This window comes from Novosphingobium beihaiense (assembly GCF_022832375.1).
GTDB lineage: Bacteria > Pseudomonadota > Alphaproteobacteria > Sphingomonadales > Sphingomonadaceae > Novosphingobium > Novosphingobium beihaiensis.
Window position 1 is genome coordinate 226,060 of the sequence record NZ_JALHLG010000001.1, and the last position, 17,822, is coordinate 243,881.

At 63.9% G+C, this 17,822-nt stretch carries 19 protein-coding genes; 10 read left to right on the forward strand and 9 right to left on the reverse strand.

Annotated features, from left to right (window positions below):
* Positions 1 to 4 precede the first annotated feature (4 nt).
* Together MTR66_RS01160 and ykgO are read right to left on the reverse strand one after the other, a co-directional pair.
* Positions 5 to 616, reverse strand: a complete 612-nt coding sequence (locus MTR66_RS01160; RefSeq protein ID WP_243917184.1) for an HAD family hydrolase — start codon at positions 614 to 616, stop codon at positions 5 to 7.
* Between the two features lie 97 nt (positions 617 to 713).
* Positions 714 to 839 carry a type B 50S ribosomal protein L36 gene (ykgO, locus tag MTR66_RS01165; protein WP_004210176.1) on the reverse strand — a complete coding sequence of 42 codons (126 nt, stop codon included), beginning with the start codon at positions 837 to 839 and terminating at the stop codon, positions 714 to 716.
* Between the two features lie 208 nt (positions 840 to 1,047).
* Here ykgO and MTR66_RS01170 point away from each other — a divergent pair, with 208 nt between their 5' ends.
* From MTR66_RS01170 to MTR66_RS01180, 3 genes are all read left to right on the forward strand, one after another.
* On the forward strand, positions 1,048 to 1,767 hold the full coding sequence (locus MTR66_RS01170; RefSeq protein ID WP_243917186.1) for a DUF4136 domain-containing protein: 720 nt from the start codon (positions 1,048 to 1,050) through the stop codon (positions 1,765 to 1,767).
* A gap of 73 nt (positions 1,768 to 1,840) precedes the next feature.
* Positions 1,841 to 2,467 carry a DUF4136 domain-containing protein gene (locus tag MTR66_RS01175; protein ID WP_243917188.1) on the forward strand — a complete coding sequence of 209 codons (627 nt, stop codon included), beginning with the start codon at positions 1,841 to 1,843 and terminating at the stop codon, positions 2,465 to 2,467.
* Positions 2,464 to 3,597: a M14 family metallopeptidase gene (locus MTR66_RS01180; RefSeq protein ID WP_243917190.1), complete on the forward strand. Its 1,134-nt coding sequence runs from the start codon at positions 2,464 to 2,466 to the stop codon at positions 3,595 to 3,597. Before MTR66_RS01175 ends, MTR66_RS01180 begins: the two co-directional genes overlap by 4 nt.
* Before the next feature lie 142 nt (positions 3,598 to 3,739).
* Here MTR66_RS01180 and MTR66_RS01185 read toward each other — a convergent pair whose 3' ends face one another.
* The 3 genes from MTR66_RS01185 to MTR66_RS01195 are packed head-to-tail and all read right to left on the reverse strand — an operon-like array spanning position 3,740 to position 5,386.
* Positions 3,740 to 4,171, reverse strand: coding sequence for a cytidine deaminase (locus MTR66_RS01185; protein WP_243917192.1), 432 nt, complete (start codon positions 4,169 to 4,171; stop codon positions 3,740 to 3,742).
* Positions 4,168 to 4,893, reverse strand: coding sequence for a glycoside hydrolase family 25 protein (locus MTR66_RS01190; protein WP_243917194.1), 726 nt, complete (start codon positions 4,891 to 4,893; stop codon positions 4,168 to 4,170). The genes MTR66_RS01185 and MTR66_RS01190 overlap by 4 nt, the downstream gene beginning before the upstream one ends.
* A 10-nt stretch (positions 4,894 to 4,903) precedes the next feature.
* Positions 4,904 to 5,386, reverse strand: a complete 483-nt coding sequence (locus MTR66_RS01195; protein WP_243917196.1) for a UPF0262 family protein — start codon at positions 5,384 to 5,386, stop codon at positions 4,904 to 4,906.
* 131 nt (positions 5,387 to 5,517) lie between these two features.
* Between MTR66_RS01195 and MTR66_RS01200 the strand changes: the two genes are divergently transcribed.
* From MTR66_RS01200 to ftsH, 7 genes are all read left to right on the forward strand, one after another.
* Positions 5,518 to 7,032, forward strand: a complete 1,515-nt coding sequence (locus MTR66_RS01200) for a replicative DNA helicase (RefSeq protein ID WP_243917198.1) — start codon at positions 5,518 to 5,520, stop codon at positions 7,030 to 7,032.
* A 214-nt stretch (positions 7,033 to 7,246) separates the two neighbouring features.
* A complete protein-coding gene (infA, locus tag MTR66_RS01205) occupies positions 7,247 to 7,516 on the forward strand; it encodes a translation initiation factor IF-1 (protein WP_243917200.1) in 270 nt (89 codons plus the stop codon).
* 37 nt (positions 7,517 to 7,553) lie between these two features.
* Complete coding sequence (locus MTR66_RS01210) at positions 7,554 to 7,721, forward strand: hypothetical protein (protein WP_243917202.1); 168 nt, start codon at positions 7,554 to 7,556, stop codon at positions 7,719 to 7,721.
* A 228-nt stretch (positions 7,722 to 7,949) separates the two neighbouring features.
* Positions 7,950 to 9,770: a hydantoinase B/oxoprolinase family protein gene (locus tag MTR66_RS01215; RefSeq protein ID WP_243917203.1), complete on the forward strand. Its 1,821-nt coding sequence runs from the start codon at positions 7,950 to 7,952 to the stop codon at positions 9,768 to 9,770.
* A 176-nt stretch (positions 9,771 to 9,946) separates the two neighbouring features.
* Positions 9,947 to 12,037 (forward strand): hydantoinase/oxoprolinase family protein, encoded by a 2,091-nt coding sequence (locus tag MTR66_RS01220; protein ID WP_243917204.1) that lies wholly within the window; start codon positions 9,947 to 9,949, stop codon positions 12,035 to 12,037.
* Positions 12,038 to 12,246: 209 nt separating this feature from the next.
* The gene (locus MTR66_RS01225) at positions 12,247 to 12,756 is read left to right on the forward strand and encodes a 2,4'-dihydroxyacetophenone dioxygenase family protein (RefSeq protein WP_243917205.1); all 510 of its coding nucleotides are present in this window, start codon (positions 12,247 to 12,249) and stop codon (positions 12,754 to 12,756) included.
* A gap of 106 nt (positions 12,757 to 12,862) precedes the next feature.
* Entirely contained in the window at positions 12,863 to 14,797 is a 1,935-nt protein-coding gene (gene ftsH / locus MTR66_RS01230) for an ATP-dependent zinc metalloprotease FtsH (RefSeq protein ID WP_243917206.1), read from the forward strand.
* An 89-nt stretch (positions 14,798 to 14,886) separates the two neighbouring features.
* Here ftsH and MTR66_RS01235 read toward each other — a convergent pair whose 3' ends face one another.
* From MTR66_RS01235 to rpoZ, 4 genes are all read right to left on the reverse strand, one after another.
* Positions 14,887 to 15,282: a hypothetical protein gene (locus tag MTR66_RS01235; RefSeq protein ID WP_243917207.1), complete on the reverse strand. Its 396-nt coding sequence runs from the start codon at positions 15,280 to 15,282 to the stop codon at positions 14,887 to 14,889.
* Positions 15,283 to 15,302: 20 nt separating this feature from the next.
* Entirely contained in the window at positions 15,303 to 16,376 is a 1,074-nt protein-coding gene (locus MTR66_RS01240; protein WP_243917209.1) for a DUF3667 domain-containing protein, read from the reverse strand.
* Between the two features lie 68 nt (positions 16,377 to 16,444).
* Positions 16,445 to 17,269 (reverse strand): ParA family protein, encoded by an 825-nt coding sequence (locus tag MTR66_RS01245; protein ID WP_243917211.1) that lies wholly within the window; start codon positions 17,267 to 17,269, stop codon positions 16,445 to 16,447.
* A gap of 44 nt (positions 17,270 to 17,313) precedes the next feature.
* Positions 17,314 to 17,658, reverse strand: coding sequence for a DNA-directed RNA polymerase subunit omega (gene rpoZ / locus MTR66_RS01250; protein WP_243917213.1), 345 nt, complete (start codon positions 17,656 to 17,658; stop codon positions 17,314 to 17,316).
* Positions 17,659 to 17,822: the final 164 nt, after the last annotated feature.

A 17,822-nucleotide genomic window follows, 5' to 3' on the forward strand; every position in this document is an offset into this window, starting at 1 on the left:
GGCGTTAGCCGAGCAACTGACGGCTTGCGAGATCGGCGCGCAGGGTTTGCGCATCGTGGAAGTGGTGCACCTGCCATCCCAGCGCCTGCGCCGAGGCGACGTTGGCGGGGTTATCGTCAATGAACAGCATCGCGCCCGGCTCGTGCCCAAAGCGCCCCGCGGCCAGTTCGAAGATCTTCGGATCGGGCTTGGCCAGCTTTTCGTCTCCGGAAACGACGATGTCTCCGAACAGATCAAACAGCGGCTCGGTCGCGCGGTACTCGCGCCAGAACGGCGTGGCGAAATTGGTGATGGCAAACAACGGCACTTGCCGCCCGGCCAGTTCGCGCACGATCTCGTGGCTGCCAGGCACATTGCCGGGAATCGTTTCGAGAAAGCGCGTGGCGTAAGCGTCGATCAGATCGTCATGACCGGGGAACTCGGCCTTGCGCTCGGCCACCATCTCCGCGAGATCGCGCCCGGCATCGTGCTGGAAATGCCACTCCTCGGTCACGACGGTGCTGCAGAACCAGTCCAGCCGCTCGGGATCGCCGATCAGCTTGGCGAACAAGAGGCGCATGTCCCACTGGACAAGCACCCGGCCCACATCGAAAACAACCGCATCTATGGCAGACATGACAAGACCCCCGCGAATGGCGGGGGCCTCATATCGTCAACACAAGAACCCGTCCGCCTGTGATCCCCGCCTTATCGGCAGGGATGGGCGAAACGAATCAGCCCTGGCGGGCCTTGAACCGGCGATTGGTCTTGTTGATGACGTAAGTACGGCCGCGGCGGCGGATCACGCGGTTGTCCCGGTGACGACCCTTGAGCGACTTCAGGCTGTTGCGAATCTTCATCGTGTGTCTCGTCTGTCTGGGCGGCTGTCTGGAAACATTCCGTCCGCCGGAAATTCGAAGTGGCGCCGTTAGTGGGAGCCGCCTGCAAAGTCAAGCGCAAGACGCCGCTGCCCGCCCATTGTTCCGCCATTCATCTGCTGGCAAGCGGCAGTCCGCATAACCATTTTCAGGGTGCGGCCATACCGAATTCGGGAAAAAGATAAAACACATGTCAAAGCTTACGGGCGCCACTTTCGCGGCAGGCATAGCTGCCATGCTGCTTGTCCCTTTCCCGGCCCTGGCCCAGCCTTCACCCTGGGGATCGGGATGGCGCTCCCCGGGCTGGGGTTCTTCACGCTGGGACGGGCCCACGGATTCGCGGATATCCCGCCACCGCAGCCGCGATCCGCGTGAAGGGCATGTGCAAGCCAGCCGATTCGCCGTTGCCACCCCCGCCGCAGCGGAACTGGGCCACGGCTCCATCACCGTCGAATCCGAATCGGGCGACACCCCGTGGTCCGGGCAGAACGAACGCGCAGCCTATGAAGCCGCGGTCGTCGATGCCCTGATCGGCGCCGGGTACGACACACGCCATTCCGGCACGGAAAACGCGCAAGTGGCAACGCTGCGGCTCAAACGGCAAGTGCTGGTTCCGCCCGAAGGCAAGCAGAAGCCGGTCAGCGGCAGCGCGGCCGTCGCGGTGGGCTCGCACGGGTACTCCGGCTATGGCCTGTCCCTCAACGTCGATCTGTCCAAGCCGCTTCCCGCGCTCATCTCGACCCGGCTCGATGTCCGCATCAAGGACAAGGCCAGCGGCGAAGTGCTCTGGGAAGGCTATGCCACCATCGCGACCTACGAAGGCGACAGCCACTGGAACGACAGCAAGATCGCCACCAAGCTGGCGCGCGCGCTGTTCGACGAGTTCCCAGGAGCCGAGCCGCCCCGGTGAGTGCCGCTTGCATCCCTGCCCCGGGCGCGGCACACCGGCCCGGAGAACCGGCGCCCAGAGGCTGGAGGATGCCATGAAATTGCCCCGCTTTGCTCATTTTACCGGCGCCTATTTCACCGGCGCGCTCGCTCTCGCCGCCAGCGCCGCCCTCTCCGGCTGCGTCGCGCCGGTGGGGCCGGTTGAAGTCACCCGCTTTCACGCCGCCGATATTACGCCGCTGGGGCACGGCACGATCCGCGTGGAGCCCGCGCCGGGCCAGCTCGACGATATGGAATTCCGCGCCTATGCCGGGGCCGTGGGCCGCGAACTGACGCGGCTGGGCTATACCCTGCCCCTGCCCGGCGAAAGCGGGAGCGGTCAGGTCGCTCTCCTCAGCCTGGAACGGCACAGATACCTGCCGCAGCGCAATTCCAACCCCGTCTCGGTCGGCGTGGGCGGCAGCACCGGCAGCTATGGGTCCGGTGTGGGCGTGGGAGTCGGCATAGACTTGTCCGGCCCGCCGCCCGAACAGGTCGAAACCAAGCTCGCCGTCACCATTCAGGACCGCGCCAGCGGCAGACACTTGTGGGAAGGCCGCGCAGCTTTCACCGTGCGCGCCAGTTCACCGATGGCGCAAACCTCTCTGGGCGCCGCAAAAATGGCCGAAGCGCTGTTCAAGGGGTTTCCGGGCCAGTCCGGCGAAACTATTTTAGTGAAATGAACGACATCCAGATCAGCGCCGCTTTCGATTCCGGCAATATCGAAGTCCTCTCCATAGACGGCACCACGGCCCGCCTCGCCATCCGGCGGGACTACAATTCCGATTTCTTCCAGTGGTTCCACTTTCGCGTCAGCGGCGCGAAAGAGCGCGAACTGACGCTGGTGATCACCGGGCTCAACCGCTCTGCCTATCCGCTGGGCTGGTCCGGCTACAACGCCTGCGTTTCCGAGGACCGCCAGTTCTGGGGCCGTGCCGAGAGCCAATGGGACGAAAGCCGCGACGGCGGCACTCTGACGATCCGCTACAAGCCCTCCGGCAACATCGCCTGGTTCGCCTATTTCGCGCCCTATTCGATGGAGCGGCATCACGATCTCGTCTCGCGTATGGCCGGGCGCGTGGAGTACCGCTGCCTCGGCACCACGCTCGACGGCCAGCCGGTGGATTGTCTGGAAATGGGCGCGGGGCCGGTCGAGGTCTGGCTCTATGCTCGCCAGCATCCGGGCGAATCGATGGCGGAATGGTGGATGGAAGGTGCGCTGGAACTGCTCACCGATCCGGCCAGTTCGGTAGGCCGCGAACTGCGCCGCCGCTGTCGGCTGCACGTGGTGCCCAACGCCAATCCGGACGGCTCCCGGCGCGGCCACTTGCGTACCAATGCAGCGGGCGTGAACCTCAACCGCGAGTGGGATAATCCCACCCCCGAGAAGTCTCCCGAAGTGCTGGCGATCCGCAATGCCATGGATGCCACAGGCGTCGATTTCGCGATGGACGTGCACGGCGACGAGGCAATTCCCGCCGTGTTCCTCGCCGGATTCGAAGGCATTCCCTCGCTCAAGGACACACAGCTTTCCGGGTACAACCGCTACGCAGAGCTGCTCGAACGCCGCACGCCGGATTTTCAGACGCGGCTCGGCTATCCGGTCGCGCGGCCGGGCACGGGCAATCTGTCGATGTCCACCAACCTGCTGGCCGAGCGCTTCGGCTGCGTCTCGATGACGCTGGAAATGCCGTTCAAGGACCACAACCCGGCAGCCGATCGCCGTCAAGGCTGGAGCCCCGAACGCTCGATGCAGCTCGGGCAGGACTGCATGGGCGCCCTGCTGGAATGGCTGATCGAGCGCGAAAGCTGAGGCATCGTGCGTAAGATCTGCCTCCTTCCCCGCTCACCCTGAGCTTGTCGAAGGGTGTTAACCCCGGCGCTGCGCCCGCGTCCTTCGACAGGCTCAGGACGAGCGGACTTTAGCTCAGATGTCCCGCATATTGCTTTAAGGCTCAGCCGAGATTGGCGGGCCCGAAGGCGTGCGGCAGCAGTTCTGACAGGCGCAGTTCCAGCACGCCATCGGCCCCGTCGCACCAGATCACCGGGTTCGTGCCCCCCAGCTGCGCGATTTCGTTGAGCACCTGACGGCAGCGCCCGCACGGCGTAACCGTGGGCCCCTCGCCCGGCGCGCCCGGGGCGCCGCCGGTCACGGCCACGGCCTCCAGCGTGCCCTGCTCCACCGTGGAGAGGATCTTGCCCACCGCCACCGTCTCGGCGCAGAGCGCAAGGCCGTAGCTGGCATTCTCGACATTGGCGCCCGTCACCACCGAACCGTCGGCCAGCAGCAGCGCCGCCCCAACATGGAAGTTCGAATAGGGCGCATAGGCCCCGGCGGCCGCTTCGCGCGCGGCGGCGATCAGGGCATCTCGTTTGCTCTCGGTCATGGCTGCACCACTACCCAGCGCAGCCCGCCTTTCGCAACTTCGTTCGCAAGGCTGGTGTTGGCTGTCCACAACGTCCAGGGCCGCCCGGCATAATCGGGCATCAGCCGGTCCCGCACCAGCCACAGGTTCCGGTCCAGCTTGTGGGCAATGCCATAGCGCGCCTCGAAGCGGGGCGTGACTTTCAAGATCACCGGCTTGCCCGCATGCGTTTCCACCTGATTGAGGAAGGTCATCAGCTCGCTTTCCACTTTCGCATCGCTGACGTGGACCGGACAATTATCGGCCAGCATGTCCAGTTCCACCGCAGGCGGCAGCAGGGCCGGATCGCGCGGCACGGTGGTCACGAAATTCGCCGCCTGCTTTTCGGCGGGCTGGCACGGATCGTAGAGGTGGACCGCGCCCACCTGCATCTTCGCCGCGCGCGCCGCATCGAAATTGGCAACGAAGCGCGGATCACGCGCGAACGCGCTGGCGCTCGCATCGATATAGGCGAAATCGGCGCCGATGGCTTTCAGCGATTCCCAGTTCACATCGCCATCCTGCGCGCCGATCTCCACGCCCTGCATGGGGAAGCTGGCCCGGTCCGGCAGCCAGTGATGCATCTGCCACCAGGTCCAGGCCCCGGCCACCAGCGCCACCAGCAAAACCGCGCCCAGAATGCGCAGTTTGGCCGCGCCGCTCAGCCGCGCACGTTTGCGCTGTTTCCCACCCCGCGCTGCCACAGTCGTCTCCTCAGCCCCGGATATGCAGGACGCAGATCAGCGTGAACAGACGCCGGGCGGTGGGAAAGTCAGTCTCGACCTTGCCTTCCAGCCGCTCCAGCAAAAGCTCCGCCGCTTCGTTGTGGACTCCGCGCCGGGCCATGTCGATGGTCTCGATCTCCTGCGGCGTCGACTTGCGAATCGCCTGATAGTAGCTGTCGCAGATCGCGAAATATTCGCGGATATACCGGCGAAACCGCGCCAGCCCCAGCAGCAGCGTTTCCAGCGGTTCCCCCGCCTCGTTATCGATTTCCAGGGACAGCCTGCCGTCCCGCACGGAAAGCTTGAGCCGGTACGGCCCCTGATGCCCGGCGGCATAGGATCGCAACGGTTTGAACAGGTTATCCTCGATCAGGTCGAAGATGGCGATACGCCGTTCCTGTTCGATATCAGCGTTGCGCCACAGAATGGTCGCCTCGTCGAGTTCGATATGAATGATGCGCGGGTCCGCCATGATGCGCACCGCCTTTACGCGCTTGCAGCATGGGCGGGCAAGCCCGGCGAAGGTCCTCCACACCCTGTGGATTAAAAACGGGACACATCGCGCTTGCGAGCACTACGCTGGACGATCATGGTGCCGCGCTTATGGCCCCTGAACAAGCACTCATCAAACCTGCCGAATCCGAAGCCCGCACCCTGCCTTCCAACGTGGAGGCGGAAGCCGCCTTTCTGGGCGCGGTGCTGATCGACAACCGCGTGATCGAGGAACTGCAGACCCAGCTGGGCCCCCAGCATTTCTTCGAGCCGGTCCATGCGCGGATCTACGAACGCATCCTGGGCCTGCTCGATCGCAAGGCCGTGGTCACGCCTGTCACTCTGCGCCCCTATTTCGAATCGGACGAGGCGCTGAAGGCCCTGGGCGGCGTGTCCTACCTCGCCCGCCTCACTGCCGATGGACAGGGCCTGCTCGCTCCGCGCGAACTGGCGGACCAGATCTATGACCTCGCCCTGTTGCGCGAGCTTATCTCGGTCGGGCGCGGGCTCGTCGAGGGGGCGATGGACACCTCCGAATCGGTCGAGCCGATGGAGCAGATCGAGCAAGCGGAAGCCGCGCTCTACAAGGTCGCCGAAGGTGCCGCCTCGGCCAACGAGGCGAAAAGCTTCTCGGCCGCCACGCGCACCGCGATCTTCAACATCGAGAAAGCGTTCAATTCGGGCGGCCACATCTCGGGCAAGACCACCGGGCTTACCTCCGTCAACGACAAGATCGGCGGCCTGCACGATTCCGACCTCATCATTCTCGCTGGCCGTCCCGGCATGGGCAAGACCTCACTGGTCACCAACATCGCCTTCAACACCGCGCAGCGCTATATCGACGATACCGTGCGTGACGGAATCGAGCATGCCAAGTCGGTAGGTGCACCGACGGCTTTCTTCAGCCTTGAAATGAGTGCCGACCAGCTCGCCACGCGTATCCTCGCCGAACAGTCGGGCATCTCTTCGGAAGCCCTGCGCATGGGTAAGATCAGCCGCGAGGATTTCCAGCAACTCTCCTTTGCCAGCCAGCGCCTCGCCGAACTGCCGCTCTACATCGACGATACCCCGGGCCTCTCGATCGCCGCGCTGCGCACCCGCGCGCGCCGCCTCAAGCGCCGTCACAATATCGGCCTGATCATCATCGACTACCTCCAGCTGCTCTCGGGCTCGGGCCGTGCGAGCGACAACCGCGTGAACGAGATTTCGGAAATCTCGCGCGGGTTGAAGACGCTGGCCAAGGAACTGGAAGTGCCGGTGATCGCGCTTTCGCAGCTCAGCCGCGCCGTCGAACAGCGCGAGGACAAGAAGCCGATGCTCTCGGACCTGCGCGAATCGGGCTCGATCGAGCAGGACGCCGACATGGTCTGGTTCGTGTTCCGCGAGGACTACTACGTCAATGCGACCGAGCCCAAATACCCGGCCGAGGGCGATCCGCCGGATGTCGTCGAGAAATGGGAGGCATGGCGCCAGAAGATGGAACAGGTCACGGGGCTTGCCGAACTGATCGTCGCCAAGCAGCGCCACGGCTCCACCGGCCGCGTCAGGTTGAAGTTCGAGGCACGGATCACCAAGTTCTCCGACCTCGCCCCCGACGACATTCGCGCCGCGTTCGAAAGCGACTGAAACGGAAATTCGCGCCCCGCCAAAACGGGGTGCTGAAGCTACAATTTGCAATTTCCGCAATAATCACTACATAGCAGCGGCTGCGTCGCCTGCGACGGGATTTTTTTGCTGCACTTTGCAGCCTTTTCTCCCTTTTCTTGCTGCATGGCTCTCATCGCCAGCCGCTGCTCAATGCTGAGCTGGCGTGAGCCTGTCCATTTTTGAAAGAACGAAATTGGCCAAAGAAGAACTGCTGACCATGGAAGGCTACATCGAGGAAATCCTCCCCGATGGACGCTTTGCCGTCACGCTCGATAACGAGCACAAGATTATCGCCTATACCGCTGGGAAGATGCGCAAGTTCCGCATCCGCTCCGTCGTTGGCGATCGCGTTCACGTCGAGATGACGCCGTATGACCTCACCAAGGGGCGCATCGTCTTCCGCGAACGCACCCCCGGTCAGGCAGGTGGCCCGCCCCGCAGGCGCGGCCAGTTCAAACGATAGAAGGAATGCGGCCACAGGCCGCACATCACGGAGTTACATGATTACAGACAATACCGGCGCCGCTTATGCGCCCAAGAACAAGACCACGGCCCAACATAATGCAAGGCCGTCCATTTCCCGGGCAGAGGTGATGAAAGGCATGCTTCCTGCAGGCGCATTAACGCCGCGGGATTTGCGCCATATCGTCGCCGCCATGGTCGATTGATACCAAGTCTTTGAGATGCTGACGCATCAGACTTGGAAAATGCCCAAGTGCCGCACGGGCTGACCAAAACGCGATGAGTCAGGCTCATCGCGTTTTGGTATGAGGCTCTTGCCCGCGTTTCGCAAAGTGCACGCGGGACCGCACGGTTTGTAGAGAAAAGCGGCACGCTGTGGCCCTATTCCCCGAAGCTCAAGAACAAAGAGCATGGGCGGAAGAGGAAGTGCAGCGATGTCCTACGAGTTGAACCGCAAGCTGGCGGCTCCGCGCGAGCCCTTGCCCGCCACGGCCGCGATCGATCAGGTCACAGCCGATATCATTCGCGGCGCGTTCGAAACCGTGTGCTTCGAGGCTGCGACGTATCTGGGCCGCGCCGCCTCCTCCCCCATCATCAACCAGTCGAACGAGCGCAATGCGGCGATTGTCGATGCGCACGGGCGGCTGGCGATGGGCGCGATCGGGACGCCGCAGCTGACGTTCGTCAACCAGATGGAAACGCGCTGGGGCTTGATGAACCAGGAGCGGTACGACTGGGGGCCAGGCGATGTGTTCCTCGCCAACGATCCCGATCACGGCGGCGGGCACTTGCCGGACTACAACGTCTACGGCCCGGTCTATGACGAGCACGGCGAACTGATCTGCATCCAGACGCTGCAGGCGCATCAGGGCGACACCGGCGGCAAGGACCCCGGCGGCTTCACGCTGGAGGCGACCGACGTCTTCACCGAGGGCGTGATCTACCCCTGCCTCAAGCTGGTCCACCGGGGCGAGCTGCGGCGCGACGTGTTCGACATGGTGGTGCGCAACAACCGCTTCGCCACGTTCGCGGGCGACATCGCGGCGATGATCGGCGGGGTGCAGCATGCGGCAAAGATGCTGGAGGACCTGCTGGGCAAGTGGGGCGCGGAGGTGGTGAAGGCGGCGATCAACCATTCGATCGAGCACACCGAAAAGCGCATGCACGAGGAAATCGCGAAATGGCCCGACGGCGCCTATGAAGGCACTGTCCTGATCGACCACGACACCGCCGGGACGAAAGACATCAAGGTCCACGTCACCTGCACCGTGAAAGGCGACCAGCTCACCGTGGACCTCACCGGCACCGACGACCGGCAGGATCTGGTCGGCGTGTGGAACACCTTCGCCAACTCGCGCAGCTATGTGATGACGCAAGTGATCACCCACATGGACCCGACGATCGTGCGCAACGAGGGCATGTTCAATGCGGTGGAGATCGTCATTCCCGAAGGCTGCATCGCCCAGCCGCCCCCGAACAAGCCCGCCGCGCTCGGCTCGTTCCATCCGGCCTGCGAGATTACCGAGGCAGTGTGCCTCGCTCTCTCGCAAGTGGCTCCGGAGCGGGCGCAACCGCAGCTCTACAAGATCGGCATGCCCAACGCCGTCATCGGTTTCGACGCAAACGGCATGATGTGGATGGATCAGGGCGTCGATTGCCGCTCGATGGACGTCTCCGCCGTGCAGGGCATCGACGGCTGGGGATCGTGCCCCAATTCGCTGGGCAATCTGATCCTCTCCGAAGCGGAGGACGCCGAAAGCCGCTTTCCCATCCTCAACATCAGCCGCGAGATGACCACCGACGGCGGCGGTGCGGGCCAGTGGCGCGGGGCGCCGGGCTCGCTGAACGTGAAGCAGGTGCTCAAGCCCACCTCTGCGATGGCGTGGATGGTCTCGGCCGACCACCCCTTGCGCGGCATGTGCGGCGGGGACGATGCGATTCCCTATTCCAACCACTTCGAAGTGGGCTCTCCCAACGAGCGCAAGATCGAGCACACGGCTCAGGACCTGCTGCCCGAAGGCGCGGTCATCGCTTACCAGCACGGCGGCGGCGCCGGCTTCGGCCAGCCGCTGCTGCGCGATCCCGAGGCGGTGAAGGAGGACGTGCTCGACGAATACGTGAGCCTCGAAGCCGCGCGGGCGAAGTACGGCGTGGTGCTGACCGGCAGCCTCGATGACTACACGCTGGCCGTGGACCATGCAGCAACCGAGGCGCTGCGGGCGGAAATGGAAGCCGTGGCGGAAGCCGCGGAGTAACGAACAAATCCTCCCCGGTACGGGGAGGGGGACCGCTGCAGGCGGTGGAGGGGACTCCCGGCAAACGCGAACCGGAAAGGCGCGCGCAACCACACACAGCGCCGGAACGAGAATCCCCTCCGTCAGCCCTGCGGGCTGCCACCTCGCCGATCCGGGGAGGACAAGGAGAGACCTGAATGACCAATCGCGCCAAGAATTACCGGGTGGGCATCGACATCGGCGGCACTTTCACCGACTTCGCCCTGCTCAAGGGAGACGAGGTTATCCTGCACAAGAACCTCTCCACGCCGGAGGACCGCTCGCTGGGCGTAATGGAGGGCCTCGGCAAGCTGGCAGAGAAGGAAGGCCTCGATCTCGGTGCGTTTCTCAGCCGGTGCGACGCGATCGTCCATGGCACCACCGTCGCCGACAACACCCTGATCGAGATGAACGGCGCCCTGACCGGCCTCATCACCACCGAAGGCTTTCGCGACGAGATCGAATACCGGCGCGGCTACAAGGAAGACATCTGGGACGTGCGCCTCGCGCCGCCCAAGCAGATCACTCCGCGCCGCCGCCGCCTGACCGTGCCCGAACGCATTCTGCACGACGGCACTGTCCACCACGCCCTTGATGAGGACGCACTGCGCGAGGCCTGCCGCAAGCTGCGGCTGCAGAACGTGGAAGCCGTGGCGATCAGCTTCCTGTTCTCCTTCGTGAACCCGGAACACGAACGCCGGGCCAAGGAGATCGTCACGCAGGAAATCCAGAACGCCTACATTTCCGCCAGCCACGAAGTGCTGCCGCGCGCGCCCGAGTACGACCGCACCAGCACCACCGTGGTCAATGCCTATGTCGGCCCGCGCGTGACCGGGTATCTGGAAAAGCTGGTGCAGCGCCTCGCCGAGGGCGGGTACACCAAACAGCTCATGGTCATGCAGGCCTCGGGCGGGGTGATGACCAAGGAATACATCGACGGCGCCCCGATCCGTGTACTGGCCTCCGGCCCCGCAGGCGGCGTAATCGGCTCGGCCCACACCGGCAGCGCCAAGGGCTGCCCGGACCTGCTCTGCGTCGACATGGGCGGCACTTCCTATGACATGTCGCTGGTGGTCGGCGGGCAGGCCCCGGCCGAAGCGGGGTGGAACATGCACCACCGCTACCTGATCGGCGTGCCCATGGTGAAAGTGGAAACGCTGGGCGCAGGCGGCGGTTCGGTCTGTCACGTCAATGCGGGGGCACTGGAAGTCGGCCCGAAGTCAGCAGGCTCGGAGCCCGGCCCGATCTGCTACGGGCGCGGCGGCACCGAGCCGACGGTGACCGACGCGCTGGTGATGCTGGGCATTCTCTCTACGGATGAAGGGTTCGCGGGCGGCAGCTTCACACTGACGCGCAAGGGCGTGGACGAAGCCTTCCAGAGCATCGCCGATGACATGGGCCACGGAAGCGCCGAACAGGCCGCGTTTGATTGCTGGCGCGTGGTCAATGCCAACATGAGCCAGGGCGTGCGCCGCACCACGGCGGGCAAGGGCATCGATCCCAAGGATCTCGTGATGCTAGCCTATGGCGGCAACGGCCCGGCCTTCGCCGCGATACAGGCGGAAGATCTGGGCATTACCCGCGTGCTGGTGCCCAAGGCCTCCCCCACCTTCTCAGCGCTCGGCACGCTGGTGGCCAACCCGACGATCGACGAGGAACGCAGCTATATCGCCTCGGCCAAGGCACTGGATCTGGAGCGCATTCGCCAGCTCTGGACCGACCTCTCGAACCGCGCGCGTAAGTTCTTCACCGATGCGCACTTCGCGGCGGGGGACATCCGCGTGAACTACCAGCTCAACATGCGCTATCCGGGGCAGAACTTCTCACTCTCGCTGGACTACCAAACGGACGTGCCGCTGGGCGATCTCTCGTTCATCGGAGACGATTTCGGCGAGCACGCGATTGCCTTGTTCAACGCGCGCCACATGGCCGAATACAACCACATCCGCGAGCACGAGGTGCCTGAAATTACAGGCGTGCGCCTTGCCGCCCTTGTGGTGACGCCCTCGCCCGGCGCAGCCGGTGGGTTCACGCCCTCGGGCAAGGCCCCGGTCGCCGCCAAGCAGCGCCGCGCCAACCTCGGCCAGGGCTTTGCGCCGGTGCCGGTCTATCTCGGCAAGGATCTGGAGCCGGGCATGGAAGTGCCCTCCCCTGCGATCATCGAGGAGACCTTCACCACCATCGTCGTTTATCCGGGCTGGAAAGCACAAGTGGACGATGCGGGCGATTATCAGCTTGTGAAGACGTAACAGTCCTCCCCGGGACGGGGAGGGGGACCGCCAGCGAAGCTGGTGGTGGAGGGGACTTTGGGCCCCACGCACCGTCACGCCGGGGCGGGAATCCCCTCCACCATGCTGCGCATGGTCCCGCTCCCCGTCCCGGGGAGGACTATTGCGCGGCCCTTGAGCCGCTCGCGCGCCCATGCCACCCTCTCCCTCAATTCAGGAGAGGAACCACCATGCCGCTGCCGCTTGCCATTCATGAGCAGGACCGCCTGCTCTCGCTCAACGTCAACACCGAACCCGCCATCGATCTGGGCCACCTGATTCCGGGCATGAAGCTGTGGCCGCTGTTCCTCGATCCTGACAACGCAACCTGGGTGCTCTATGTGCGCTATGCGCCGGGCACCACGCTGCCCAAGCACTTCCACACCGGCGCGGTGCATTTCTTCACGCTTAAAGGCACATGGGGCTACAAGGAATACCCGCAGGACACGCAAACGGCAGGCAGCTATCTCTACGAACCGCCGGGCACCGTGCACAGCTTCCACATTCCCGAAGATGGCGAGCCGGTGGAAGGATTTATGGTCGTTTCCGGCGTGAACGTTTCCTTCGATGACGAAGGCAATTACCTTTCCACCGATCATGCCGGTTCGATGGAGCAGATCTTCCTCGATGCGGCCCAGCGGCAGGGCATCGATATGCCACGCTATATCCGCCCTTCGGGCCCGGCGGCATTCACGGCCTGAACGCCTCTGGCAACGGCCGGACGAAACGATTACTCTGTATGGCTTCGCTAACTTGAGATTCAGCTGTGGGCGCCTACATTAGCGGGCGAAAGGACAACTTCCGACAATGAACGACGACCAGCCCAGCGGCAATCCATGGATCAAGAGCCTGCTCGTCTGGGGCGGTATCTTCCTCGCGCTTCTCATGGTGGTGTCCATGTTCGGTGCGCGCAGCGAAACCGGCCCGGCGATTCCCTATTCCGATTTCCGCGCCCGCGTCGCCAGCGACAGCGTGGCCTCGGTGGAAATCAGCCAGGACCGCATCACCGGCAAGTTCACCAATGGGGACAGCTTTTCCACGGTGCCCGTGCCGGGCGACACCACGCTGCCACAGCTTCTGCAGGATCATGACGTCAAGTATTCCGGCAAGGAAGCCGAACAGGGCAGCCTGCTGGTCTATATCCTGGCGCAGACCCTGCCCTTCCTGCTGATCGTGGGCATTGCCTTCTTCGCCTTGCGGCAAGTGCAGAAAGGCGGCGGATCGGGCGCAATGGGCTTTGGCAAGTCCAAGGCCAAGATGCTCACCGAACGCTCCGGCCGCGTCACGTTCGACGATGTCGCCGGTATCGACGAAGCACGTGAGGAGCTGGAGGAAATCGTCGAGTTCCTGCGCGATCCCTCGCGCTTTTCCAAGCTCGGCGGCCAGATCCCGAAGGGCGCGCTGCTGGTCGGCTCGCCCGGCACCGGCAAAACGCTGCTTGCCCGCGCCATCGCGGGGGAAGCGGGCGTGCCGTTCTTCACCATTTCGGGCTCCGACTTCGTCGAGATGTTCGTGGGTGTCGGCGCCAGCCGCGTGCGCGACATGTTCGAACAGGCCAAGAAGAATGCGCCCTGCATCGTCTTCATCGACGAGATCGATGCCGTCGGCCGCCATCGCGGCCATGGCCTCGGCAATTCGAACGACGAGCGCGAGCAGACGCTGAACCAGCTCCTCGTCGAGATGGACGGCTTCGAGGCCAACGAAGGCATCATCATCATCGCGGCGACCAACCGCCCCGACGTGCTCGACCCGGCGCTGCTGCGCCCGGGCCGTTTCGACCGTCAGGTGGTGGTGCCGGTGCCCGACATCGAGGGCCGCGAGAAGATCCTCGAAGTGCACATGAAGAAGGTTCCGCTGGCGCCCGACGTCAATGCCCGCGTGATCGCGCGCGGCACCCCGGGCTTCTCGGGCGCGGACCTCGCCAACTTGTGCAACGAGGCCGCCCTGCTCGCCGCGCGGCGCAACAAGCGCCTCGTCGCCATGGCCGAGTTCGAGGACGCCAAGGACAAGGTCATGATGGGCGCCGAGCGCCGCTCGATGGTCATGACCGAGGAAGAGAAGAAGATGACCGCCTTCCACGAGGCGGGCCACGCGATCGTCTCGCTGAACGAGGAAGCCTCGGACCCGATCCACAAGGCCACGATCATCCCGCGCGGCCGCGCGCTGGGCATGGTCATGCGCCTGCCCGAGCGGGACAGCTATTCCTACCACCGCGACAAGATGCTGGCGAACCTCTCGGTCTCGATGGGCGGCCGCGTGGCGGAAGAGCTGATCTTCGGGCACGACAAGGTCTCCTCCGGCGCCTCGTCGGACATCCAGTACGCCACCAGCCTGGCCCGCAACATGGTCACCAAGTGGGGCATGTCGGACAAGCTGGGCCCGCTGCAGTACGAGGAAAGCCAGGAAGGCTATCTCGGCATGGGCGGATCGCACCGCACGATGGCCTCCGACGAGACGAACAAGGTGATCGACGCTGAAATCCGCCTGCTGGTGGACAATGCCCATGCCCGCGCCACGCAGATCCTCAACGAGCAGAACGAGGCGCTGCACACGCTGGCCAATGCCATGCTCGAATACGAGACGCTCTCGGGCGACGAGATAAAGCAGTTGCTCGAAACCGGCCATATCGACCGGCCGAACGAACCGCGCGGCCCCTCGGCGCCACGTCCGGTCTCGGGCTCGTCGATCCCCAAGACCGGCAAGCGCCTCTCGGGCGGCAGCGCCACGCCGCAAGGCGCCTGACAGGCATCTCAGCTCTCCCTGAGGGAGAATGCAGGAGGGGGCGCAGGACTTAAGGTTCTGCGCCCCTTTCTTTGCCTTTCAGGGCTTTTTCAGTTGTTGATGCGCGATGTCTCGAAATTCGCCGCATAGGAACGCGTGCCCATCTTCGCGAGGCATGACACCACGGACACCCGGCCCTCTCGCCGGAATATCCTGCACATGCCCTTGGCATCGTCGCTGGTGCCGTTCCGCAGGACCATATGGCGCACGGTCATGCTGTCCCCTTCCCATTCCCCCTCGACGCGCAGCATCGTCACGTCCCAGCTCCGCCGGCTGTAGACGACGCTGCCCGCGTCGGCAGACAGGTCAATATCCACCGTGTCGCATGTGACCAGAACGGTATCCCCGCGCTGCGCGCGGACAACGGCATTGTATGCGCAACGCCCCTGCAGATGCAGGTCTCCAGCCGTGTCTGTGCCTCCCCCCATGCTGGCCGCGAGAGCCAAGAGCCATGATCCTATCATCGTCAGGAGCCCGTCTGCGCCATGATCAGAATAAAGAAGATCAGCAAGGCGCTGGCCGAGAACCAGACCAGCAGCCAGCTCCTCCAGACCGCGCCGAAGCGAGACAGCCCATATGTTCCGCGCAACTGCCGGTACATGTGGAAAGGCGGCACAAAGAACAGCACCGCTCCGACCCAGCCTGCGCCTGCCGCGCCCGCCAGCATCGTTATGATCACCAACAGCGTCATGAAGCACAGCGAGTACGTCACGAACACCGTGTGATCGTAGAGGTGGAAACGCCGGCTGAAAGGAAACAGCAGCCACAGGAACGGCACCGAAATCGGGATCAGCGCCCAGCTGTATTTATAAGCATAAGTCTGCAGCTTGTAGGATGCGAGGTCCGGATTGGCTTTGAACTTCTTGATCGCCTTGTCGAGCTGCGGGATATCGCTGTGAACGCCCTCTCCGCCAAGATTGCTGACATCGACCGTCACCCCGTCTGCCTCCAACTCCTGCAATTCGGCAAGCGTTTCGGTCCGGTCTTCGATCAGACGGTCCAGATCGGCTGTCGGCTCTCCCTTGGCAGCGGCAGCCGAACGCCGGGCTTTCAGCTTCGCCAGACCGTCTTCGATGCCTTCAACACTCTGCCCGATACCGATCAGATTGCTGCTGTCATGCTCGTCGTGGCTTTCCGTTGCATGGAACACCGCGAACATCAGGAATACGCTGAACAGGAACAGCGCAATCGGGGAAATGTAGCTGGCGCGGCGCCCGTCGATATATTCGCGCGTCAATCGGCCCGGCCGCCAGGCCAGCAGCGGCAAGGTGCGCCAGATCTTGCCCTCGAAATGAAACACGCCGTGCAGCAAGTCATGGAAGAACGCAGCCAGCGAGCGATGCACATGCGCAGCCTGACCGCAGGCATGACAGTGTGCTCCGATCAGAGCCGTGCCGCAGTTCAGGCACGCGCTCTCATGCGTATGACCATCATCGCCATCGCCGCCACCGGCCTGCGGCTCCACCGCCTGCGCGGCCAGAGCCCCCTGCCCGATGTCCCCCAGACTTTCGCCGATCCCGCTGATGCTATCCCCTTGCATAAAGCAAGGCTAGCCTTTGCGCGGCCCGCTGAACAGCCGCATTTCGCACCGCAACAATGCTGACAGGTTCAGCGCTTCTCGCCCAGCTTCTTTTCAATCGCGGCCCAAAGCCTTGCAAAAGCCTGCGCGGCCGGGCTGTTCGGTGCCAGCGCCCCCACCGGCTGCTGGTGCACAGCACATTGCTCGACCACGCTGGCATAGGGAATCGACGGCCAGTTCGGATTGGCCTCATGCGCCTGGCGGTGCAGCGTGCGGCGCATGTCGAGCATGGAAAGCACCGGCAGAATCGGCGGATGCCGCTTGGTATTTCCGGAGATTTCCCGCACAACCAGATCGAAAGCCCGCGCAGAAAGCGGCGATGGCGGCAGCGGCACGATCACCAGATCGGCCGCACGCACGATTTGCGCCGAAAGCTCGTTCATCACCGGCGGGCAATCGAGCACGATGCGCTCATACTGCGCGGAAAGCTGGCTGGTCAGCTTGGCCAGCCGCTTGCGCTTGCCAAGCTGCATCAACTGGGCATCGAGCGCGCGGATACTCTCATCCGCAGGCAGGATATCGATATTGTCCCAGCCGGTGTGCTGGATCAGCGCGGAGGGCGAGCGTTCGCGCGAAAAGACCTCTTCGGCCAGCCGCGAGCCCTTGGGTTCCAGCCCATAGAGAAAACCCGATCCGCCAGCGGCATCGAGATCCCACAAAAGCGTGCGATGGCCGGACAGCGCCGCCGAACACCAGGCAAGATTGGCGGAAAAGGTCGTCTTCCCGACCCCGCCCTTGACGCTGTAGACGGCAATGGTCGCGCCGGAACCGGACGCACCAAGGGGACCGGCCTTCTTGGACGGTCCCCCTGTGAAACCAGCAATACGCGGAAGTGTTCGTTTCTTGGCAGCCACGCGGCCATCGTTGCCTGTCCCGAAAGGACAGTCAACGAAAAGGATCAGCCGTCGTAGTCGCCGCCGATCGAAGTGTTCCGCGTCGGCGCCGAAGCGGTGATGCGCAGAGCCTCGGCCGACTGGCTGAGCGAACCGATATCGTCCATCTCGTCGTCGTCCTCGGGCAGAACGCGCTGCATCGAGGTGACAAGCGATTCCTTGAGTTCGGTGGGCTTGACGGTCTGCTCGGCAATCTCGCGCAGGGCAACAACCGGATTCTTGTCCCGGTCGCGATCGACGGTGAGCTCGGCGCCGCCGGAAATCTCACGCGCACGCTGCGCAGCAAGCAGGACGAGATCGAAGCGGTTGGGAATCTTGTCGACGCAATCTTCGACAGTAACGCGCGCCATGGGCACTCCGTAAGAATCTGAAAGTTCGTAAGAGGCGCCTGCTAGGCAGCATGAGCCAAAAAGTCAAGGAAACATGCCCGAAAACTGGCGAAATCGCTCGTCGTCGCCGCGTAACTAGGTAAGTTCTTCATCTGGTTGCGGGGGTAGGATTTGAACCTACGACC

Bases quoted from the DNA above. Each gene is read 5' to 3' on its own strand.
- MTR66_RS01160 (WP_243917184.1), bottom strand. From the start codon at position 616: ATGTCTGCCATAGATGCGGTTGTTTTCGATGTGGGCCGGGTGCTTGTC.
- ykgO (WP_004210176.1), bottom strand. From the start codon at position 839: ATGAAGATTCGCAACAGCCTGAAGTCGCTCAAGGGTCGTCACCGGGAC.
- MTR66_RS01170 (WP_243917186.1), top strand. From the start codon at position 1,048: ATGTCAAAGCTTACGGGCGCCACTTTCGCGGCAGGCATAGCTGCCATG.
- MTR66_RS01175 (WP_243917188.1), top strand. From the start codon at position 1,841: ATGAAATTGCCCCGCTTTGCTCATTTTACCGGCGCCTATTTCACCGGC.
- MTR66_RS01180 (WP_243917190.1), top strand. From the start codon at position 2,464: ATGAACGACATCCAGATCAGCGCCGCTTTCGATTCCGGCAATATCGAA.
- MTR66_RS01185 (WP_243917192.1), bottom strand. From the start codon at position 4,171: ATGACCGAGAGCAAACGAGATGCCCTGATCGCCGCCGCGCGCGAAGCG.
- MTR66_RS01195 (WP_243917196.1), bottom strand. From the start codon at position 5,386: ATGGCGGACCCGCGCATCATTCATATCGAACTCGACGAGGCGACCATT.
- MTR66_RS01200 (WP_243917198.1), top strand. From the start codon at position 5,518: ATGGCCCCTGAACAAGCACTCATCAAACCTGCCGAATCCGAAGCCCGC.
- MTR66_RS01210 (WP_243917202.1), top strand. From the start codon at position 7,554: ATGATTACAGACAATACCGGCGCCGCTTATGCGCCCAAGAACAAGACC.
- MTR66_RS01215 (WP_243917203.1), top strand. From the start codon at position 7,950: ATGTCCTACGAGTTGAACCGCAAGCTGGCGGCTCCGCGCGAGCCCTTG.
- MTR66_RS01220 (WP_243917204.1), top strand. From the start codon at position 9,947: ATGACCAATCGCGCCAAGAATTACCGGGTGGGCATCGACATCGGCGGC.
- MTR66_RS01225 (WP_243917205.1), top strand. From the start codon at position 12,247: ATGCCGCTGCCGCTTGCCATTCATGAGCAGGACCGCCTGCTCTCGCTC.
- ftsH (WP_243917206.1), top strand. From the start codon at position 12,863: ATGAACGACGACCAGCCCAGCGGCAATCCATGGATCAAGAGCCTGCTC.
- MTR66_RS01240 (WP_243917209.1), bottom strand. From the start codon at position 16,376: ATGCAAGGGGATAGCATCAGCGGGATCGGCGAAAGTCTGGGGGACATC.
- rpoZ (WP_243917213.1), bottom strand. From the start codon at position 17,658: ATGGCGCGCGTTACTGTCGAAGATTGCGTCGACAAGATTCCCAACCGC.